Raw genomic sequence first — 15,941 nt, 5'->3', positions numbered from 1 at the left:
CGCCCCGCTCGGTGGGTCTCGCCAGCTTCAGTGCTCGCCTTGCGACGCTCTGGCCTGCGTGTATGTCCCCGCTTCAACTCGGGGCTGTTTCCAGACCGAAGGGTCGAGGTTCCTGATCGGGGCGCTGACCTGCGGAATGCTCAATCCGCCAGGTAGTCAGCGGCGCAGGGCGTAGCGGCGCCCCTCGCCGGCCCCGGGGTCCTTGTCCGCTGTGATGAAGACGGTGCCCTCTCCGATCGCGGGGTTTGTCTGCAGCTCGCCCCCGGTGGTGTGGGTCCAGAGTTTCCTGCCGCTGGCCGCGTCGAAGGCGTACAGCTTGCCGTTCCACATCCGAAGTAGACGACCCCGTCGGCGAGGACGGGGGAGTGGGCGACGGTGGTGCCATCGGTCAGCGCCGACCAGCGTACGGTCCCGGTGTCCGCAGCGAGGGCGTAGAGCACTCCGGCGTCGCTGCCCAGGTAGACCGTGTTGTCGAAGACCGCAGGACGGTCGGAGAGGCCGCCGGCGCCTTCTGCGTGGAACGTCCAGATCTTCGCGCCGCGTGTCTTGTCCACCGCGAACACGGTTTCCTCGTCGCCGCAGATATAGACCGTGCCGCCGACGACGGGAGAGCCGTTGTGGAAGCCCTCGCCGCCGGAGAACGTCCACCGCACCGCACCGCCCCGGTCGCGGCGTCCAGTGCGGAGAGGCCACCGTCGCGACTCGGTGGTGGCAGCACTGAAGACCGGCTGCACGTCCTCGACGGCGGTGCTGGGCGCGGTCCGTCTGGAGCCCGGTGCCGACGTCGCCGCAGTGACCACCATGCAGATCCGTGAGGTCGTCGAGCGGGTTGTCGCGGTCGGCCCGTGGAAGCCGGGCGCCCCGGAGATCCTGGTCGTGCTGGACGCCGGATACGACGCCCCGCGCATCGCCCACTTGCTGGACGGCCTGCCCGTCGAGATCCTCGGCCGACTCCGTTCAGACCGGGTGATGCGGCGTCCGACTCCCTCCCGCGAAGAATTCCACCTGGCCAACCCCAGGGGCGGCCGGCCGCCCAGGCACGGCGGCGAGTTCGTCTTCGGCGCCCCCGCCACCTGTGGGCCCGAGCAGGCAGTGACGGCCACGGACACCCGGCTCTGCGGGAAGGCCACCGCACAGGCGTGGGACCGGCTGCACCCGCGGTTGGCCCGCCGGGCCGCCGGGCCGCCTGGCTCGAGCATGACGGCCCGCTGCTCATCATCGAGGGCACCGTCATCCGCCTGGTCGTGGAGAAGCTGCCCAGCGGCGGGGTCAACAAGCCGGTCTGGCTGTGGTAGCCACGCACCGGCGCCACCGAAGTGGACGTCGACCGCTGCTGGCAGTCCTTCCTCCGCCGCTTCGACATCGAGCACACATTCCGCCTGTTCAAGCAGACCCTTGGTTGGTCGAAGCCCCGGCTCCGCAGCTTCGAAGCGGCCGACCGGTGGACCTGGCTGATTATCGCCGCCTATGCCCAGCTCCGGCTCGCCCGACCGCTGGCCGCCGACCTTCGCAGGCCCTGGGAGAAGCCGACCGAGGCGAACAAGCTCACGCCCTCCCGTGTCCGGCGGGGGTTCAGAACTTGCGCACGAAGACCGGCTCCCCAGCCGGTGCACCGAAACCATCTCGTCCCGGACATGGACGGCCTCCGGGCTCGAAGAATTAGAGCTGCGAACAAAAGTGGGTTCCGATCAGAGGGCGGTGTCCGGTGCGTGCGATCGCAAGGCGCCGGAAGGTCCTTGTAGCGGAGCTACCAGGACCTTCCGGCAACGCGGCGAGGGCGCGTTCCGGGCGCCGGCCGCCGGGGCCCACTTTTGTTCGCAGCTCTTACTGAGCTTGTTGGCGTGGTGTCGTCAGGGTGAGGCCGGTTTCGGCGAGGCATCCGTCGATGAGGTTGCTGCGGTACTGGATCTGGCGGAGGCCATGCCGGAGGGTGCGTATCAGGTGGTCTGGGTCGGTGAAGGCGGTGTTGGCCTGGCTGGTGCGTCGTAGCAGTGACCAGAGGCCCTCGACCGGGTTGAGGTCGGGGGCGTAGGCCGGCAGGAAGTAGCAGGTGATCCAGTCGTGAGCGTCGATGAACGCTCTCAGCCGGGCGTCCTTGTGGACGTTCAGGTTGTCCCAGACGAGCACGATGGGGGCACCGAGCTGCTGGTGGGCGGCGATGAGCAGGTCGCGGTAATCGGTCCAGGTGAAACTGCGTCTGCCGCCCCGCTTGTGATCGACGTGCCGCTTGGGCCGGTAGATCAGGCGTGAGCGTTCGCCCGGCTTGTAGCAGGCCAGGGCCGCGATGGAGAAGCGGCGCTGGGAGCGTCCCCGCACGCGGATGAGGGGTGTGTGACCGCGCTGGGCCCAGGTTCGCGTGGTGGGCGGCGTCATCGAGAAGCCGGCTTCGTCTTCGAAGCACAGCCAGGCCCCGAGCGCCGCCGCGGTGTTTCCACGTGGGGCCAGGTCTCCTTCACCCAGCCGGTGACGGCTTCTTCGTTGCGCTCCACAGCGCGGCGGGCGGGGACCTGGTGGCTGAAGCCGTGCCGGTGCAGCATCTTCGCGATGGCCGAGAGGGACATGCTCTTGTGGAACCGGCGCCCGATCAGCGTCTTGATCCGCGTCAGCGTCCAGATCTGGTCCGGCCAGCCGTGTGCGACCGGGCCCCTGGCCAGCTCCTGCTCCAGTACCGCGAACAGCTGCTCGCTCAGTTTGGGCAGCGACACCGGACCCATCGAGCGAAGACCGCCCGCGCCTGCGTCCTGCCAGGCCAGGCGCCACCGCTGAACGGAGCGCACGCTCACCCGTAAGTCCTTGGCGACCTCGGCGTTGGAGGCGCCGGCGCCGAACCGTTCGGCGGCCTCCATCCGGATCCGCTCACGAAACGCCTGCCGTTCAGGCGTCAGCCCACCACCCTGCGGATACCTCATACAACCGGCATACCGCGACGATCACACCCCGTCAGCCCCCAACGACAACACGCCAACAAACTCAGTAGCGGCCCAGCGCTCGGCTCAGCCCTCCGGCCCTCCGCCTCCCGGACATGGCTCCGCAGCGCATCGTGGATGCGCTCGACAGCGCCGTCGTCGTGCCACCAGGTGAAGTACCAGTACTCCGTGGGCCATGGAGTGAAGTCCTTCGGCAACTGTCCCCAGGCGCAACCGGTCCGCACGACGCAGAAGATCGCGTCCACGATCCGGCGCCGCTGGTGCTATTCCCGCCGTCCGCCCTTTCGCCCCACCCTCGACGGCGGCAGCAACCACTCCACCAACGCCCACTGCTCGTCGCTCAAATCCGACGTATACCCGCCCCCACCACCACTCACGCAGAGCTCAACAACCGCTCCGGCTCGGGAGTACGGCAGATCTCGAACGCGGTCTCAGAAGGGGGCACGATCAGGCTTCGAAGGGCCAGAGGCCCCAGCCTGGGCGAAGGGTCAACGAAGCAGCGATGGTGCCGGGCTCTGAGACCCCCGCCCGCTCGAAGGAGACGATCGACCGGCTCATCGAGTGTTTCGGTTCAGCAACCAGTGCCATATTGGCTGATAAGGCGCCCAGTGCAGGCGAGCCACTGGGAAAAGGGCGATCCAGACGGTTCCGATAACTATGGTCAATGCGCTGATCTTGGCCTCTGTCTGGTCGGGGCCTGCGTGGGGCGTGCTCAACCAGTTAAGCGCAAGCACCTCTGCCAGGGCTTGCGACAGCATCACGAGACTCCACGCCAATCCCAAGGTGGCCCTGGCGAATTGAGTCAACACCTTCGGCCACCGTCGGCGCAGCGATTCCCGTATTCTCCTTCTGGCTGATTCTTGCCGTGCGTCGGCCGACGAGCCCTCACCGGCGGAACCGAGAGCTTCCAGAACGGGAACCGCAGCCTGCTGACTCCAATCGCGCAAGTGGTTCCCGTAGATGGCCAGCTCCACTGATCCAGCCACGATGATGACTGGGGCAACTGCTGCAACAGTCGTAGCAAACGGCTCGGTCATCTGCATGACTTCATCATCTCAGATGTAAGTTGAGGGTCGTAGAAGGCGAGTTATGCCGCTGGCTGGCGGGCTGGCCGACCCTCATGACTGCCACGGCAGTTCGCTGGCGCGTACCTCCGAAACGATGGTCGACGACGCTTGACACGGCGGCGACCGCGACCCCGCCCTCACGCCGCCTGTGGTTTCCCCTATCGCCGTGTCGTAACGCCCTCACTGGGCATTTACCGGATGTGCATGGGGGCTGGTCTACTCCTGCCCTGTTCTGGTCAGCAGGTCTGCAGTGGACCGCTTCCCGGCGCTCGGGGAAGTCTCCTGCACAGATCCGAGACAGCGACCTGTCGAGCCTTCCGGACGGAGATCGGGGGTCGCCCACAGTTGATGCCATCGCCGACGAGGGCCTCACCGCAGCCCCATGGGCTGCAGTGAGCACAGTGGACGCCGTGACATCGACGATGGACCATCAGCAAGTTCTGCAACAGATTGGCGAGGAGAGTGCGCGGACGCCCGGCCGGGGGCGGTCCGCCGATTACATCCCGGCGCTCGCCGCCCGCGACCCGCGCGCCTTCGGCATGGCCGTCGCCGAGCTCGACGGCACCGTCCACGGAGTGGGCGAGTGGCGCGAGCCGTTCTCCACACGGTCCATCACCAAGGTCTTCACCCTGGCCCTGGGCCGGGGAGCGTGGGTCGGCAATGGGCGTGGCCGGTCGTCGGGCGGTGCTGTTTCCTGCCGTGGGCATGGTGGTGATCTGTGTCTGCCGATTCCTACGGTGGGTGCCCTGGCCGCTGCAGCGGCCGGCAGGATCTCCTGAGCTGACCGTGACGATGACGCTCAGGACGCGATGTCCGATTCTCGCCAGCGTCCTTCCCGTTGGATCGTCACCATGGGCTGATGACCGCAGAAAACACGATGAATTCGGGCCCGAGCGCGGTATCGGCGACTGGGCCGCGCACAGGCGTGCGCGCACGAGGCGACGCCTTGGCCGTACTGAAGGAGTTCTACGCGGCCGAAGCGGCCTACATCGCCGTCGGCGGTATGGGCAAGGCCAGCTTCGACGGACTCGCTGGGTTTCTCGATCCTGAGGTGGTGATGTACCAGGCACCTGGGTTGCCCTACGGGGGCACTTGGCGCGGGCCGCGCGGCATCGAGGAGTTCATGGCCGCGATGAGCGAGGCGTGGCAGTCGTTGGAATTCTTGGAGCAGCGATTCGTGGTCGATGGAGACGCCGTCGTTGTACTGAACCGGGGCCGCCTGCAGGCCCGCGCCACCGGTCGGATCCTGGACACCTCGGTCATGCAACTGATCACTGTCAAAGACGGACTCATTACCGAGATACACCCGTTCTACTGGGACACCATCGCGGTAGCCGAAGCCTTGCATCCACGGTAGGCGCTTCCAGTGACAGGTAATCCGCCTGTGTCTCGTGATCTTTCGTGCGGGACGATGCCGGTATGCGCGAGGGGAATGGGCTGTTCGAGGTCGAGCCGATCGCGGCGAAGCGGCGACAGGGCCGTCCGGCGGCGCTGGGCAAGACGTTCCGGGCGTTCGACCCGCACCAAGTCCTGCTGCTGCCACCGTCACTGAACGACTGGCTGCCCGAGGACCACTTCGCCCGGTTCGTCGCGGACTTGGTCGACGAGGTACTCGACCTCTTCCCGATCCGGGCGATTACACCGAGAAACGTGGCTGCCTGCCCTATGACCCCCGGCTGATGGTGCGCTTGCTGATCTACGGCTACACCACTGGTGTCCGCTCCTCCCGGGCGATCGAGCGCAAATGCGCCGACGACGTGGCGTTCCGGTTCCTGGCCGCCGACCAGGCCCCGGACTTCCGCTCGATAGCCCGGTTCCGTCGCCGCCACCTGGGGGGCCGGGCCGACCTGTTCACCCAGTCGCTGCACCTCGCGGCCAAACTCGGCATGGTCAAGACGGGCCGCGTCGCCCTGGACGGCACCAAGCTCGAAGCGAACGCCTCCAAGCACAGAGGCCGAAGCCGCGAACAAGGCCCGCCGCCACGCCGAGGAGATCGGGCGCCGCCGCCGGCAGCGCAAAGGAACAGCCGACGAGCAGGCCGTCACCGGTGCCGGTGAGAAGTCCGCCGCCAAGGGCCGCCCGAAGCCGAAGGCCCAGGTCAACTTCACCGACCGCGACTCGCGGATCACGAAGAACGGCGACGGTGCTTACGTCCAGGCCTACAACGCCCAGGCCGTCGTCGACGAGGCACACCAGGTCATCACCGCCGCCGACGTCACGACCGCCGCCTTGGACGCAAGCCGCAGCCAAGCCAAGCAGGTCAACGCCGTCATGCTGACCTGCGGAACCTATGATGCCGTCGGCGACTTCGCCTACCGCGTCGGCCTGCCGGGCAAGAGCGGGGTGGGCGGCGGCATCATCGCAGTCGTGCCCGGTCGCTGTGCACCGTGCGTGTGGAGCCCCGGTCTGGACCCACGGGGCAACTACCAAGTCGGCGTGGCGGCGTTGGACCTCTTCACCACGCTCACCGGGTCGTCGGTGTTCTGAGCTTGCCGGGCCGGGCCGGGCCGCTCCGATGCTCCGGCTGTCGACGGGCCGCAGCGGCCGGCGTCTGCGGCCCTCCCTCCGATCGCTCGCGTCTCGCACCGCTGCGAGTCTGGATCGGATGTACAAAGCAGGGCGACCGTACGCCGTGGCTCGCCTGGTTCACGGGTCGTACAGTCCGCCGGTGCGATGGCGCACCGCGCGTCCTGTACGGCGACGCCTACTACGTCCACACCAAGTAACACCAGCACCGCACCCGTGCCTGTCACACTGACCCCAGGCACCACCTGACCGGCAGGCACCGCACAGACGACGGGGGTTCGCCATGCCACGCCCGACCTGGCCCCTCCGGCAGGGCCGCACCCGCCCTTTGAAGATGAAGGAGTGGGGCGACCTCACCGTCATGGACCCCGACACCGGCGGCCCCAAGCCGCACGGCCGAGGACTCCTGTCGGCGGGGAAGGACTGGCTGCACATCGACGCCGGCAGCACCCTGGAGAACCCCGTCGTCACCCTCTACGCCGGAAAAGACCCCGGAGCCGAGGACGGCTGGGACGAGGTCGAGGAGATCACCATGGTCTCCTCGACCGGCTTCCTCGCCCTGTGCGACAGCGGATACACACCCGTGCGCAAGGAGAACCTCGCCACCGCGGGACCCGGCCCGTATCTGGTCCGCGTCCACGCCGCCGACCGCTCAACGGACGGCAAAGAGCCCCGCTTCCTCATTCAGGTCATCCCCGGCGACCGCACCGGCGCCGAACCCCAGCCGGCGGCTCCCACGATCGAGGAGACCGCCGGCCCCCTCCTGGTCCGCACATCCTTCGACCAGCCCGACTCCTGGGCGCGCCTGCTCCAGGCTCTCGAGGACGGCTCGGAGAACTACGATTCGCTCACCGTCATCGACAACCCCGACTATGCGGGCTTCACGCCCGGCCGGCTCCAGGCCCGGATCGCACGCGACGACGAGGACTGGCCCGACAGCCCCTTCCTCCTCATCGCCGACGAACAGACCCTGGCCTTCGCGGAATTTGCGCTGCTGGCCCTGAACAACCTGCCCGAAGAGGACGACGCCCCGTTCAGGATCACCCTCGCCGCGGCCGGCTCCTTCGTCGTCAACCTGGGGCTGGGCAACACGAGCTTCGGCGACTGGAGCCGCGGCGTCGGCACCGACGGTGTCTACCGAGGGCAGCACGCAAGGCCTCCATCGGCCCCTGCGGCCGCTCCTTCAGCACTCCCTGCATCCACGAACACGCCTGAGTCCGCTGCTTGATGCACTGGCCCGACTCCGCCCAACACGACCGGCTGGTCGAAATTCGCGACAACCTCATCGTCCGTAGCGCCGAGGCCGAGCGCGAAGGCTTGCTGGGCGAGGTCGAGGGACTACGGGTCAGCCTCGCCGGGGCAGAAGACAAACTTGCCCAGATCGACCGCTGCCGCGACAACCGCACCGTCGTCGACCTGGGCATTCCTGCCCCGGCCAAAGCATCCGGAGAGCCACCAACCGGCTCATGGACACCGCGTTGATCGTGTTCAGAGAATGGCGGTTCGGCCGGGATCGGCGGCTTCGCGACCTGCACGAGGCATCGCTGCCCGAGTCCACCGGACAAGGCCGTCAAGGAACTCCAACACGATCCTCTGGCGCCGAGACGGAAGAAAAGGCCACGTCAACCATGCAGGCGCGGACAGTAGTACGACTGCCAGGAGAGGGAGCAGGAACAACACAACGAGAAACGGGCGCAACAGCCACACAGGCATGCGTCAACCTCCAGGCTCATCCCCCGAGAGGGAGCTGTGCTGGATGGCGACGCGAACTGGGCATCCCAAGCGCACGAGCGCATGGAATCTCCGGCCAGAGCCGACATCCAGAGACTGCTCGGACCATACCCTCATCATCGGCCCCACAAGTACAAGTTCAGAGAATTCGGCATCAAGAGCTTCTACTGCCGTCCGGGCATTGAAGGCGCCCACGAGAAGGGCGGCATCGAAGGGCAAATCGGCTACTTCCGCCGCAGCCACTTCGTTCCTGTCTCCGAGGTCTCCTCGCTCGCCGAGCTGAACGAGATGGTCGAACAGTGGGACCGGCAGGACGACACACGCCGCATCGGCAGCCGACCCGAGACCGTCGCCGAATATTTCGCACTCGAACAGCCGCTGCCGATGCCGCTGCCCGAGGAACCGTTCGAGACAGACCGGCTGTTCACCCCGCGGGTCGACCGCTACGGCCAGATCCCGGTCCGCACCGGCGGTCCCAGCGTGCTGCTCTTCCACCTCGTCGCTCCGCTGGAACGACTGCTGTTCCTGTGAGTCCGGGAGATCACCGGTCGGCTGGTCTCCACCCATAATTCCACCCGTGGGTCCAGGCGCTCACGGCACTGTGCCAGCAGGCTGGCAGCATGACAACGACCGACTGGATCACCGACATTGCCCTCCTCCTCGTCGTCTTCCGGCAGTTGAGGGAGGGCCGCCTTGACGCCAAGTCCTACGTGATCCCGCTGGGGATCGTGGCTTTCGTCGCGCAGAGCTACCTGAACAGCGTGCCCACGGCCGGCAACGACCTGGTGCTGATCGGCGCGCTCGTCGCCGTCGGCGCGGCCCTCGGGGTCACGGGCGGCATCTACACCCGTATACGCAAGGTCGGCGCGCATCTCTTCATCAAGGCGGGTGCGGTCTCCGCGACCCTGTGGGTGCTGGGCATGGGGGCGCGGATGGGCTTCCAGCTGTGGGTCGACCACGGCGGCGCCGACGACGTGGCCCACTTCAGCCTGGCCCATCGGATCACCACGGGGGACGCGTGGGTGGCCGCGTTCGTCCTGATGGCGCTCACCGAGGTGGTCACCCGGCTGGGCACCATATTTCTCCGCGGCCGCATGGTCACCCGGGAGCAGCGGCAGCCGGCCGTGGACGGGCGGGTCGCGGCGGTCGCCGCGGACCGGACGGTCTGAGTACGGGATATCGTCGCGCCGTGTCCGCTTCCGACCATCCCCCAGCCCCCGGGCCGGCTTCCGGACGGGCGCCCGGCCCTCGGGTCGTGCTCCGGCACGATGCCTCTCTCCAGTGGGCCGTCACCCTGCTGATCGTCGCCATCGCGCTCTTCACCGTCCGGCCGGTGGGCGTCAGCGGCCGAGGGCTGGCCGTGGTCGCTCTGCTGGTGTCAACTCCGTCGCCCTGACGGCCAGACACCTGCCGCCCGCCTTCCCACACCGGGCCGCGCTGGTCTGGCTGACCGCCGGTGTCGTGGCGTGCGCCGGCCTGCTGGAGGTGAGCAACAGCGGCTCCGGCTACCTCTTCGCCTACTTCCTCGTCGGCCACGCCGGCTATCGCCTCGCCCTCAAGCCGGCCCTGGCGGTCGCGGCCCTGTCCAGTCTGCTGTGCGGCGCTGTCTTCTATTTCTACGTCGGCCCCGATCACCAGGTGCTCACCTGGACCTTCGGCCTCAGCACGGGCGTCCCGGTGGTGGCCGGAATCCTGGGCCGCAGCAAGCAACAGGCAGTGGAGGCGAGGCTCCAGGCAGCCGAGTCCGCCGAGCGGGCCGCGCGGGCCGAGGCGCAGACGGCCGTGCTCACCGAACGCGGCCGCATCGCCCGCGACGTCCACGATGTGCTGGCGCACTCGCTGGCCGGGATCAACATGCACCTGGAGCTGGCGGACGCCCTGATAGACACCGGCGACCTGGAGAAGGTCCGCGCGGCGCACAACAGGGCGCAGAGCCTTGTCAGGGAGAGCCTGAAGCAGGCCCAGTGGACCGTGCACGCGCTGCGCGAGGACTCCCTTCCGCTGCTCGTCCGGCCACCGCGAGGTGCTCACCGTCACCGGGGCCGTCCGGGAGCTGTCGGCACAGGTCACCCAGAACGTGCTGCGCATCGCGCAGGAGGCGCTGACCAACGCGGCCCGGCACGCTCCTGGGGCCGAGATCGCGGTGGAGCTGGCCTTCGACGCCGCCTCGACCAGGCTTGCCGTCCGCAACGGGCCTGCGACCGGTGAGGCGGCCGCAGGCGCCGGCAGCGGTATGGGACTGATAGGAATGCGCGAACGCGTCGCCCTGCTGGGCGGCGCCCTCACCGCGGGTCCGCTCACCGAGGGACCGGACCGGGGAGGCTGGCAGGTGGAGGCAGTGATCCGAGGATGACGACGAACGAACCGGCCCAGGAGCCGCCCAACCCGCAGGATCCGAGGCCCGAGCGCCCGTTGAAGGTGATCGTCGCCGACGACCAGGCCACCGTCCGCGAGCCCTTGGCCGCCGTGCTCGGCATGACCGAGGACATAGACGTCGTGGCCGCCGCCGCGGACGGTACCGAGGTGCTGGCCGCCGTGGCCGCCACACCGGTCGACGTCGTCCTGATGGACCTGCGCATGCCGGTGATGGACGGTACCGAGGCCACCCGCCGGCTGAGCGAGGAGCACCCGGGAACGGCCGTGGTCGTGCTGACCACCTTCGCCGACGACGGCTCGATCCTGGCCGCCCTGAGCGCCGGCGCCCGCGGCTACCTGACGAAGAACGGGGGGCGCCAGGACATCGTGCGCGCGATCCGGGCCGCCGCTGCGGGACAGTCCGTACTCGACCACGAGGTGCAGAACCGCCTCCTGGCCACCGTCCGCACGCGCCCGTCGGCCGACGCACGACCGCTGCACTATGAGCAGGGCCTGGACGTGCGCACACCGATGCTTGACTCCCTCGCTCGGCCGATGCACGTCACAGCCCGGGAGAACGCGCAGCTCGGAAGGACCGTCGTACTTCTCGCTGCCGAGCTCGCGCAGCCGCAGACCGGCACCACCGCCACCATTCGACAGCATCGTCGACCTTCTGCTCAGCGGTTTCTCACTCAGGTCGTCCGGCGAGGAAGTCCGTACGGGAAGATGCGAGCGCTTCTGGAGCCTCTTCGGCCACGTGATGCCCGGAGTCGATGCCGTGGCCGCGTACGTTCGGTGCCCACTGCCGCCAAAACCTCACCGGATCCCCGTACAGTTCCTTGAGGTCGTCCCGGAGCGACCAGAGGATCAGCGCCGGGCACTGGATCTGCGTCCCGGCCGCGCGGTCGTCCTCCTCGTGCCGCCGGTCGATGGTGAGACCGGCCGGGTAGTCCTCCAGCATCGCCCGCACCATGCCGGGGTTTCTCGTGGCCGCGCGCCACTCGTCATGGTTTTCCTGCCCCATGCTCTGGGGGCACCGCGGTACCAGCTGTCCGGATCGGCGTTGATGACCCGCTCGGGGATGTCCGGCTGGGCGAAGAAGAACCAGTGCCGCCACTCCGTGCGAACTCGGTCGTGATTCGGGACAGGTGCTTTGGCGTTTAACATCGCGGGTCACTCGTCCTACTGACCTGCGGTTCTTCCCGGGACAGCGGAGGCGGCCGTTCTCCACGCTTCGAGATGTCGAGTCACGAAGAACGAGAGAACGGCCGCTGCGCATGAGTCTGCCCGTCGATGTTCCCGGAAGCGAGGCGTTGGGCCTGTTGTCCCGCTTTCGGGTCGAGTTCTATGAGTGTCTCTACCGGCGGGCGGATGCGCTCTTCGAGCTCACCGATGCGGTGCTGTGCGCGGACGGGCCGGTGAAGACGCTGGTCGAGCTGTCCCTGGCGGTCGAGCACCGGCGTGGCCACGGTGCCCTGTACGCCGCGCTGGACCGGGGCTGGCTGGAGCCGGCGCGGTTGCGCCGTGCTCTGGCCGGCCTGCCGCTGCCGAGGGCGGCCGACGGGCGGATCGTGCTCGCGGTGGACGTGTCGCACTGGCTACGGCCGGACGCGCCGACCAGTGACCAGCGGCTGTTCTGCCACGTCTATGGACGCGGTGACCGCAGCAGTGACCAGTTCGTGCCCGGCTGGCCGTACTCCTTCGTCGCCGCTCTGGAGACGGGCCGCACTTCCTGGGTCGCGCTCCTGGACGCGGTCCGTCTGGGTCCGGCGGATGACGCCACCCAGGTCACCACCCGCCAGCTCCGCGATGTAATTGCCCGGTTGCTCGCGGCCGGGCACTGGCGGCAGGGCGATGCCGAGATCCTCATCGTCATGGACTCCGGCTATGACACCGCCTACCTCACCCATGCCCTGGCGGACCTCCCGGTGGTGCTGGTCGGACGTCTGCGCTCGGACCGCGTGATGCTCCGCGACGCCGGCCCCGCCCGCTCCGGACCGCGCGGCGGACGGCCCCGCCGCCACGGCGGTGTCCTCACCCTCGCCAAGCCCGATACCTGGCACACACCCGACCTCATCACCACGACGGACACCAGCCGCTACGGCACCGCCGAGGCGAGGGCCTGGGACCGGATGCACCCCAGACTCACCCACCGCGGCCCCTGGCTCGATCACGCCCACGAGGAACTGCCCATCCTCCACGGCACGTTGATCCGCCTGGAGGTCGAGCATCTACCGGGGGACCGCGACCCGAAACCCGTCTGGCTGTGGTCTTCGGCGCACAGCGCCACACCTGCGGACATCGACCGCTGGTGGCAGTCGTTCCTCCGCAGATTCGACCTGGAACACACCTTCCGGCTCATGAAACAAACCCTCGGCTGGACCGCGCCGAAGATCCGCCACGCGGACACCGCCGACCTGTGGACCTGGCTCGTCATCGCCGCCCACACCCAGCTCCGCCTTGCCCGGCCCCTGACGGAGGACCTGCGCCGGCCCTGGGAACGCCGCATCGAACCCCGCCGCCTCACCCCCGCCCGGGTGCGGCGAGGGTTTCGCAACGTCCGCGCGGCGGCTTCCCGTCCAGCAGCCGCACCAAAACCGTCCCGGCCCGGCCCAGGACGCCCACCCGGCTCCCGCAACAAACAGCAAGCCAGACACCACGACGTCGGCAAGACCGTCAAACGCGCCGAATCGCTCAACGAACACCGAGGTCACCATCGTTAAACACCAAGCTCAGTGAGGGGCAGACAGTCGATCAGCGCCACCTGCGAGACCGCGTCGGGATGACCGAGGGCAAGACGCGGCGCGACACTGCCTCCTCGGCCGTGCCCGGCGAGCGCGAACCGGGCACGGCCGAGGGAACGCATTACGTCGACCACGTCACCAGCGACGGCCCGCTTGGAGTATCCCGAGTGGTCTGCGGTAGGCGCCGGACCGGTGGACCGGCCGTATCCCCGGAGGCGCGGCGTTCGCCCACCCGTCGTGAGGGAGGTTCTGCCCGGTCACGTAGTTGTCGGGCATTACTGAGGTTTTCAGGGCGGGGTCGGTGGGGTGATGGTCAGACCCGTGGCGGTGAGGCAGCCGTCGATCAGGTGGGGATGGAGCTGGATCTTGCGTAACTCGCGGCGAAGGATGCGGTCGAGGTCATCGGCTGTGTCGAAGGCGGTGTTGGCCATCGCCCTGCGTACCAGCGACCAGACGGCCTCGACGGGATTGAGGTCGGGTGCGTAGGGCGGGAGACGGACGGTGGTGAGCCAGTCGTGCTCGGCCTCGTACTGCTTCAGTCCAGCGGCCAGGTGGGTGTTGAGATTGTCCCAGACCACCACGATCGGGCCGTCGAGCTGGATGTGCGCGCGGACCAGCAGGTCGCGGTAGTCCTTCCAGGAGAAGCTTTTGCGTGTGCCCTTGAGGAGGAGATGGGTGCGGGGCCGGTGGATGAGACGGCTCTTCTCACCGGCTTTGTAGCAGCACAGGGCGGCGACCGAGGTCCGGCGACGGGACCTGCCACGAACGCGGATGACGGGTGTGTGTCCGCGCCGGCCCCAGGTGCGGGCCACCGGTGGCGTCATCGAGAAGCCGGCTTCGTCCTCGAAGACGATCCAGCCGTCACACGCCGCCGCGAGCCTTTTACCTGGGGCCACACCTCCTTCTTCCACAGCTCCACCGCGTGCTCGTCACGCTCGAGGGCTCTGCGGGCCGGTGCCTGCCAGGACCAGCCGTGCCGTTTCAGCAGCCGCCACACCGTCGCCACCGACAGGCTCACCCGCAGACGGCGGCGGATCACCGTCTGGACCCGGGCCAGAGTCCAGCGTTCGTCATCGAAGCCGTGCGCTGACGGACCCTTGCCGAGTTCCTCCTCGAGCACGGTGAACTGGGCATCGGTGACGGTCGGGGAGTTCGCTGGCCCCGCCGAGCGTAAGGCCTCCGCGCCGCCCTCGCGCCAAGCACGGCGCCACCGTTCCACCGACCGCACACTCACCCGCAGATCCTTCGCGATCACCTCCGTCTTCTCACCTGCCGCGAACCGCTGCGCGGCCTGAAGCCGGATCCCCTCACGAAACGCCCGACGCTCAGCGGTCAGGCCCCCACCCTCCGGATACCTCACCTCACCGGCATACCGCAGGGATCATGAACCGTCACCACCCGACGACAACCCGAAAACCTCAGTAGGAAGGCCCAAGGCCGGCTCGGCCCGTGACCCGCGGAGCCTGCGTCATGGATCACTGGGCGCTCGCGGCGGGCCGGACGACGATCTCGTTCACGTCGGTGCCCGGCGGCTGGCCGACCGCGTAGGCGATGGCCTCCGCGATGGCCGAGGCGGGCAGTGCCACGGCACGGTACGTCTTCATCGCGGTCCTCGCTTCCGGGTCGCTGATGCCGTCGGCGAGTTCGGACTCGGTCACGCCCGGAGAGACGAGGGTGACCCGGATGCTGCCGTCGGACTCCTGGCGCAGTCCCTCCGAGATCGCCCGGACAGCGAACTTCGTGGCGCAGTAGACGGCCGCCGTGGGCGAGACCTCGTACGCTCCGACCGAAGCGATGTTCACGAAGTGGCCGCCGCCCTGGGAGCGCATCGCGGGCAGGGCGGCGGCGATGCCGTGCAGCACTCCTCGCACGTTCACGTCGAGCATGCGGTCCCACTCGTCGGTCCTGAGCGCCGCCAGCGGCGACAGGGGCATCACTCCCGCGTTGTTGACGACGACGTCGATCCGGCCGTACTCATCCAGCGCCGCATCGATGAACGTCTGCGTGTCGGACGCGTCGGTCACGTCCAAAGGGCGAAAGGCGGCGGTGCCACCCTCCTCCGTGATCTGGGCTGCCAGCCGCCGGAGGCGGTCGGTACGGCGCGCGCCGAGGAACACCCGGTGCCCGTCCGCCGCCAGACGGCGCGCGGTCGCCTCCCCGATACCGCTGCTCGCCCCGGTGACGGCCACGGTCTTGCCGATCCGCTTCATGCCTTTCCCTCCTGGCCGAACGGAGCGGCCCTGCGCGGGCGCCCCGTTCCGTGTGTCGCCGACGGAGACACGCGCCGTCGGCCGCTGCCCCGAGTCTGCGCACCGCACGACGCGGCAACCAGGACACGCTGTGCCTGGGTACGGCGCACCCGGTCACATGATGGGTTCGCGGCCGGCGGCGGGCGGCTGTCACCCGCGGACGCCTCTTCGGCAGCGAGCTGCTCGGGCTTGAGACCGTGGCCTCCGTGAGCGGCGGCATGCAGGCGGCCCGCCGGGCACGACGCCGCGGTCCGGGCCGCCGCCGGTACTTCAGTGGGCGCCGGGCGGCCAGTGCTGTCAAGGCGGCCAAGAGCGTCAGGCACAGCCAGGCGAAGGTGTCGC

General features: G+C 68.7%; 11 protein-coding genes and 9 pseudogenes. 12 read left to right on the top strand and 8 right to left on the bottom strand.

Annotated features, from left to right (window positions below; all coding sequences use genetic code 11):
• Positions 1 to 156 precede the first annotated feature (156 nt).
• A complete protein-coding gene (locus AC6I72_RS32190; RefSeq protein WP_498006477.1) occupies positions 157 to 330 on the bottom strand; it encodes a hypothetical protein in 174 nt (57 codons plus the stop codon).
• Positions 331 to 383: 53 nt separating this feature from the next.
• Positions 384 to 803, bottom strand: a pseudogene (locus tag AC6I72_RS32185) (outer membrane protein assembly factor BamB family protein); the annotation flags it as partial.
• Here AC6I72_RS32185 and AC6I72_RS32180 point away from each other — a divergent pair.
• Positions 703 to 1,660, top strand: a pseudogene (locus AC6I72_RS32180) (transposase); the annotation flags it as partial. The pseudogenes AC6I72_RS32185 and AC6I72_RS32180 overlap by 101 nt on opposite strands.
• Positions 1,661 to 1,824: 164 nt before the next feature.
• On the opposite strand, the gene AC6I72_RS32175 reads toward AC6I72_RS32180, so the two are convergent.
• The 3 genes and pseudogenes from AC6I72_RS32175 to AC6I72_RS32165 all read right to left on the bottom strand — a co-directional run bounded on the left by AC6I72_RS32175 (position 1,825) and on the right by AC6I72_RS32165 (position 3,970).
• Positions 1,825 to 2,909 (bottom strand): IS630 family transposase gene (locus AC6I72_RS32175; RefSeq protein WP_498004945.1). Its coding sequence is split into 2 segments (ribosomal slippage): positions 1,825 to 2,448 and positions 2,451 to 2,909, totalling 1,083 coding nucleotides; the frame shifts between segments, so codons are not numbered across the junction.
• Positions 2,906 to 3,178 (bottom strand): annotated as a pseudogene (locus AC6I72_RS32170) (transposase); the annotation flags it as partial. The pseudogene AC6I72_RS32170 and the gene AC6I72_RS32175, both read right to left, overlap by 4 nt.
• Before the next feature lie 303 nt (positions 3,179 to 3,481).
• The gene (locus AC6I72_RS32165; protein ID WP_498004982.1) at positions 3,482 to 3,970 is read right to left on the bottom strand and encodes a hypothetical protein; all 489 of its coding nucleotides are present in this window, start codon (positions 3,968 to 3,970) and stop codon (positions 3,482 to 3,484) included.
• Between the two features lie 446 nt (positions 3,971 to 4,416).
• Between AC6I72_RS32165 and AC6I72_RS32160 the strand changes: the two are divergent.
• The 11 genes and pseudogenes from AC6I72_RS32160 to AC6I72_RS32110 form a co-directional block, all read left to right on the top strand.
• Positions 4,417 to 4,632: pseudogene (locus AC6I72_RS32160) on the top strand (glutaminase); the annotation flags it as partial.
• 221 nt (positions 4,633 to 4,853) lie between these two features.
• Positions 4,854 to 5,351 carry a nuclear transport factor 2 family protein gene (locus tag AC6I72_RS32155; RefSeq protein WP_498004981.1) on the top strand — a complete coding sequence of 166 codons (498 nt, stop codon included), beginning with the start codon at positions 4,854 to 4,856 and terminating at the stop codon, positions 5,349 to 5,351.
• A 134-nt stretch (positions 5,352 to 5,485) separates the two neighbouring features.
• Positions 5,486 to 6,232, top strand: a pseudogene (locus AC6I72_RS32150) (transposase); the annotation flags it as partial.
• A pseudogene (locus AC6I72_RS32145) lies at positions 6,233 to 6,481 on the top strand (glutaminase); the annotation flags it as partial.
• Positions 6,482 to 6,854: 373 nt separating this feature from the next.
• Entirely contained in the window at positions 6,855 to 7,748 is an 894-nt protein-coding gene (locus tag AC6I72_RS32140) for a DUF6924 domain-containing protein (RefSeq protein ID WP_498004980.1), read from the top strand.
• Entirely contained in the window at positions 7,748 to 8,002 is a 255-nt protein-coding gene (locus AC6I72_RS32135; RefSeq protein ID WP_498004979.1) for a hypothetical protein, read from the top strand. The genes AC6I72_RS32140 and AC6I72_RS32135 overlap by 1 nt, the downstream gene beginning before the upstream one ends.
• A 267-nt stretch (positions 8,003 to 8,269) precedes the next feature.
• Positions 8,270 to 8,782 carry a hypothetical protein gene (locus AC6I72_RS32130; RefSeq protein WP_498004978.1) on the top strand — a complete coding sequence of 171 codons (513 nt, stop codon included), beginning with the start codon at positions 8,270 to 8,272 and terminating at the stop codon, positions 8,780 to 8,782.
• An 89-nt stretch (positions 8,783 to 8,871) separates the two neighbouring features.
• Positions 8,872 to 9,420: a hypothetical protein gene (locus AC6I72_RS32125; protein ID WP_498004977.1), complete on the top strand. Its 549-nt coding sequence runs from the start codon at positions 8,872 to 8,874 to the stop codon at positions 9,418 to 9,420.
• Positions 9,417 to 10,604, top strand: a pseudogene (locus AC6I72_RS32120) (sensor histidine kinase). Before AC6I72_RS32125 ends, AC6I72_RS32120 begins: the two are co-directional and overlap by 4 nt.
• Positions 10,601 to 11,104 (top strand): annotated as a pseudogene (locus AC6I72_RS32115) (response regulator); the annotation flags it as partial. The pseudogenes AC6I72_RS32120 and AC6I72_RS32115, both read left to right, overlap by 4 nt.
• Before the next feature lie 779 nt (positions 11,105 to 11,883).
• Complete coding sequence (locus AC6I72_RS32110) at positions 11,884 to 13,329, top strand: NF041680 family putative transposase (RefSeq protein ID WP_498004976.1); 1,446 nt, start codon at positions 11,884 to 11,886, stop codon at positions 13,327 to 13,329.
• Here AC6I72_RS32110 and AC6I72_RS32105 read toward each other — a convergent pair.
• The 3 genes and pseudogenes from AC6I72_RS32105 to AC6I72_RS32095 form a co-directional block, all read right to left on the bottom strand.
• Positions 13,326 to 13,553, bottom strand: a pseudogene (locus AC6I72_RS32105) (alpha/beta fold hydrolase); the annotation flags it as partial. The gene AC6I72_RS32110 and the pseudogene AC6I72_RS32105 sit on opposite strands and share 4 nt — an antisense overlap.
• A gap of 84 nt (positions 13,554 to 13,637) precedes the next feature.
• Positions 13,638 to 14,710 (bottom strand): IS630 family transposase gene (locus tag AC6I72_RS32100; protein WP_498004479.1). Its coding sequence is split into 2 segments (ribosomal slippage): positions 13,638 to 14,200 and positions 14,200 to 14,710, totalling 1,074 coding nucleotides; the frame shifts between segments, so codons are not numbered across the junction.
• 115 nt (positions 14,711 to 14,825) lie between these two features.
• Entirely contained in the window at positions 14,826 to 15,560 is a 735-nt protein-coding gene (locus AC6I72_RS32095) for an SDR family oxidoreductase (RefSeq protein WP_498004974.1), read from the bottom strand.
• Positions 15,561 to 15,941 lie beyond the last annotated feature (381 nt).

It is taken from the genome of Streptomyces sp. Xyl84 (assembly GCF_059731885.1).
The sequence above is the reverse complement of the archived record's forward strand: the minus strand, read 5'-3'. Positions and strand labels throughout refer to the sequence as shown.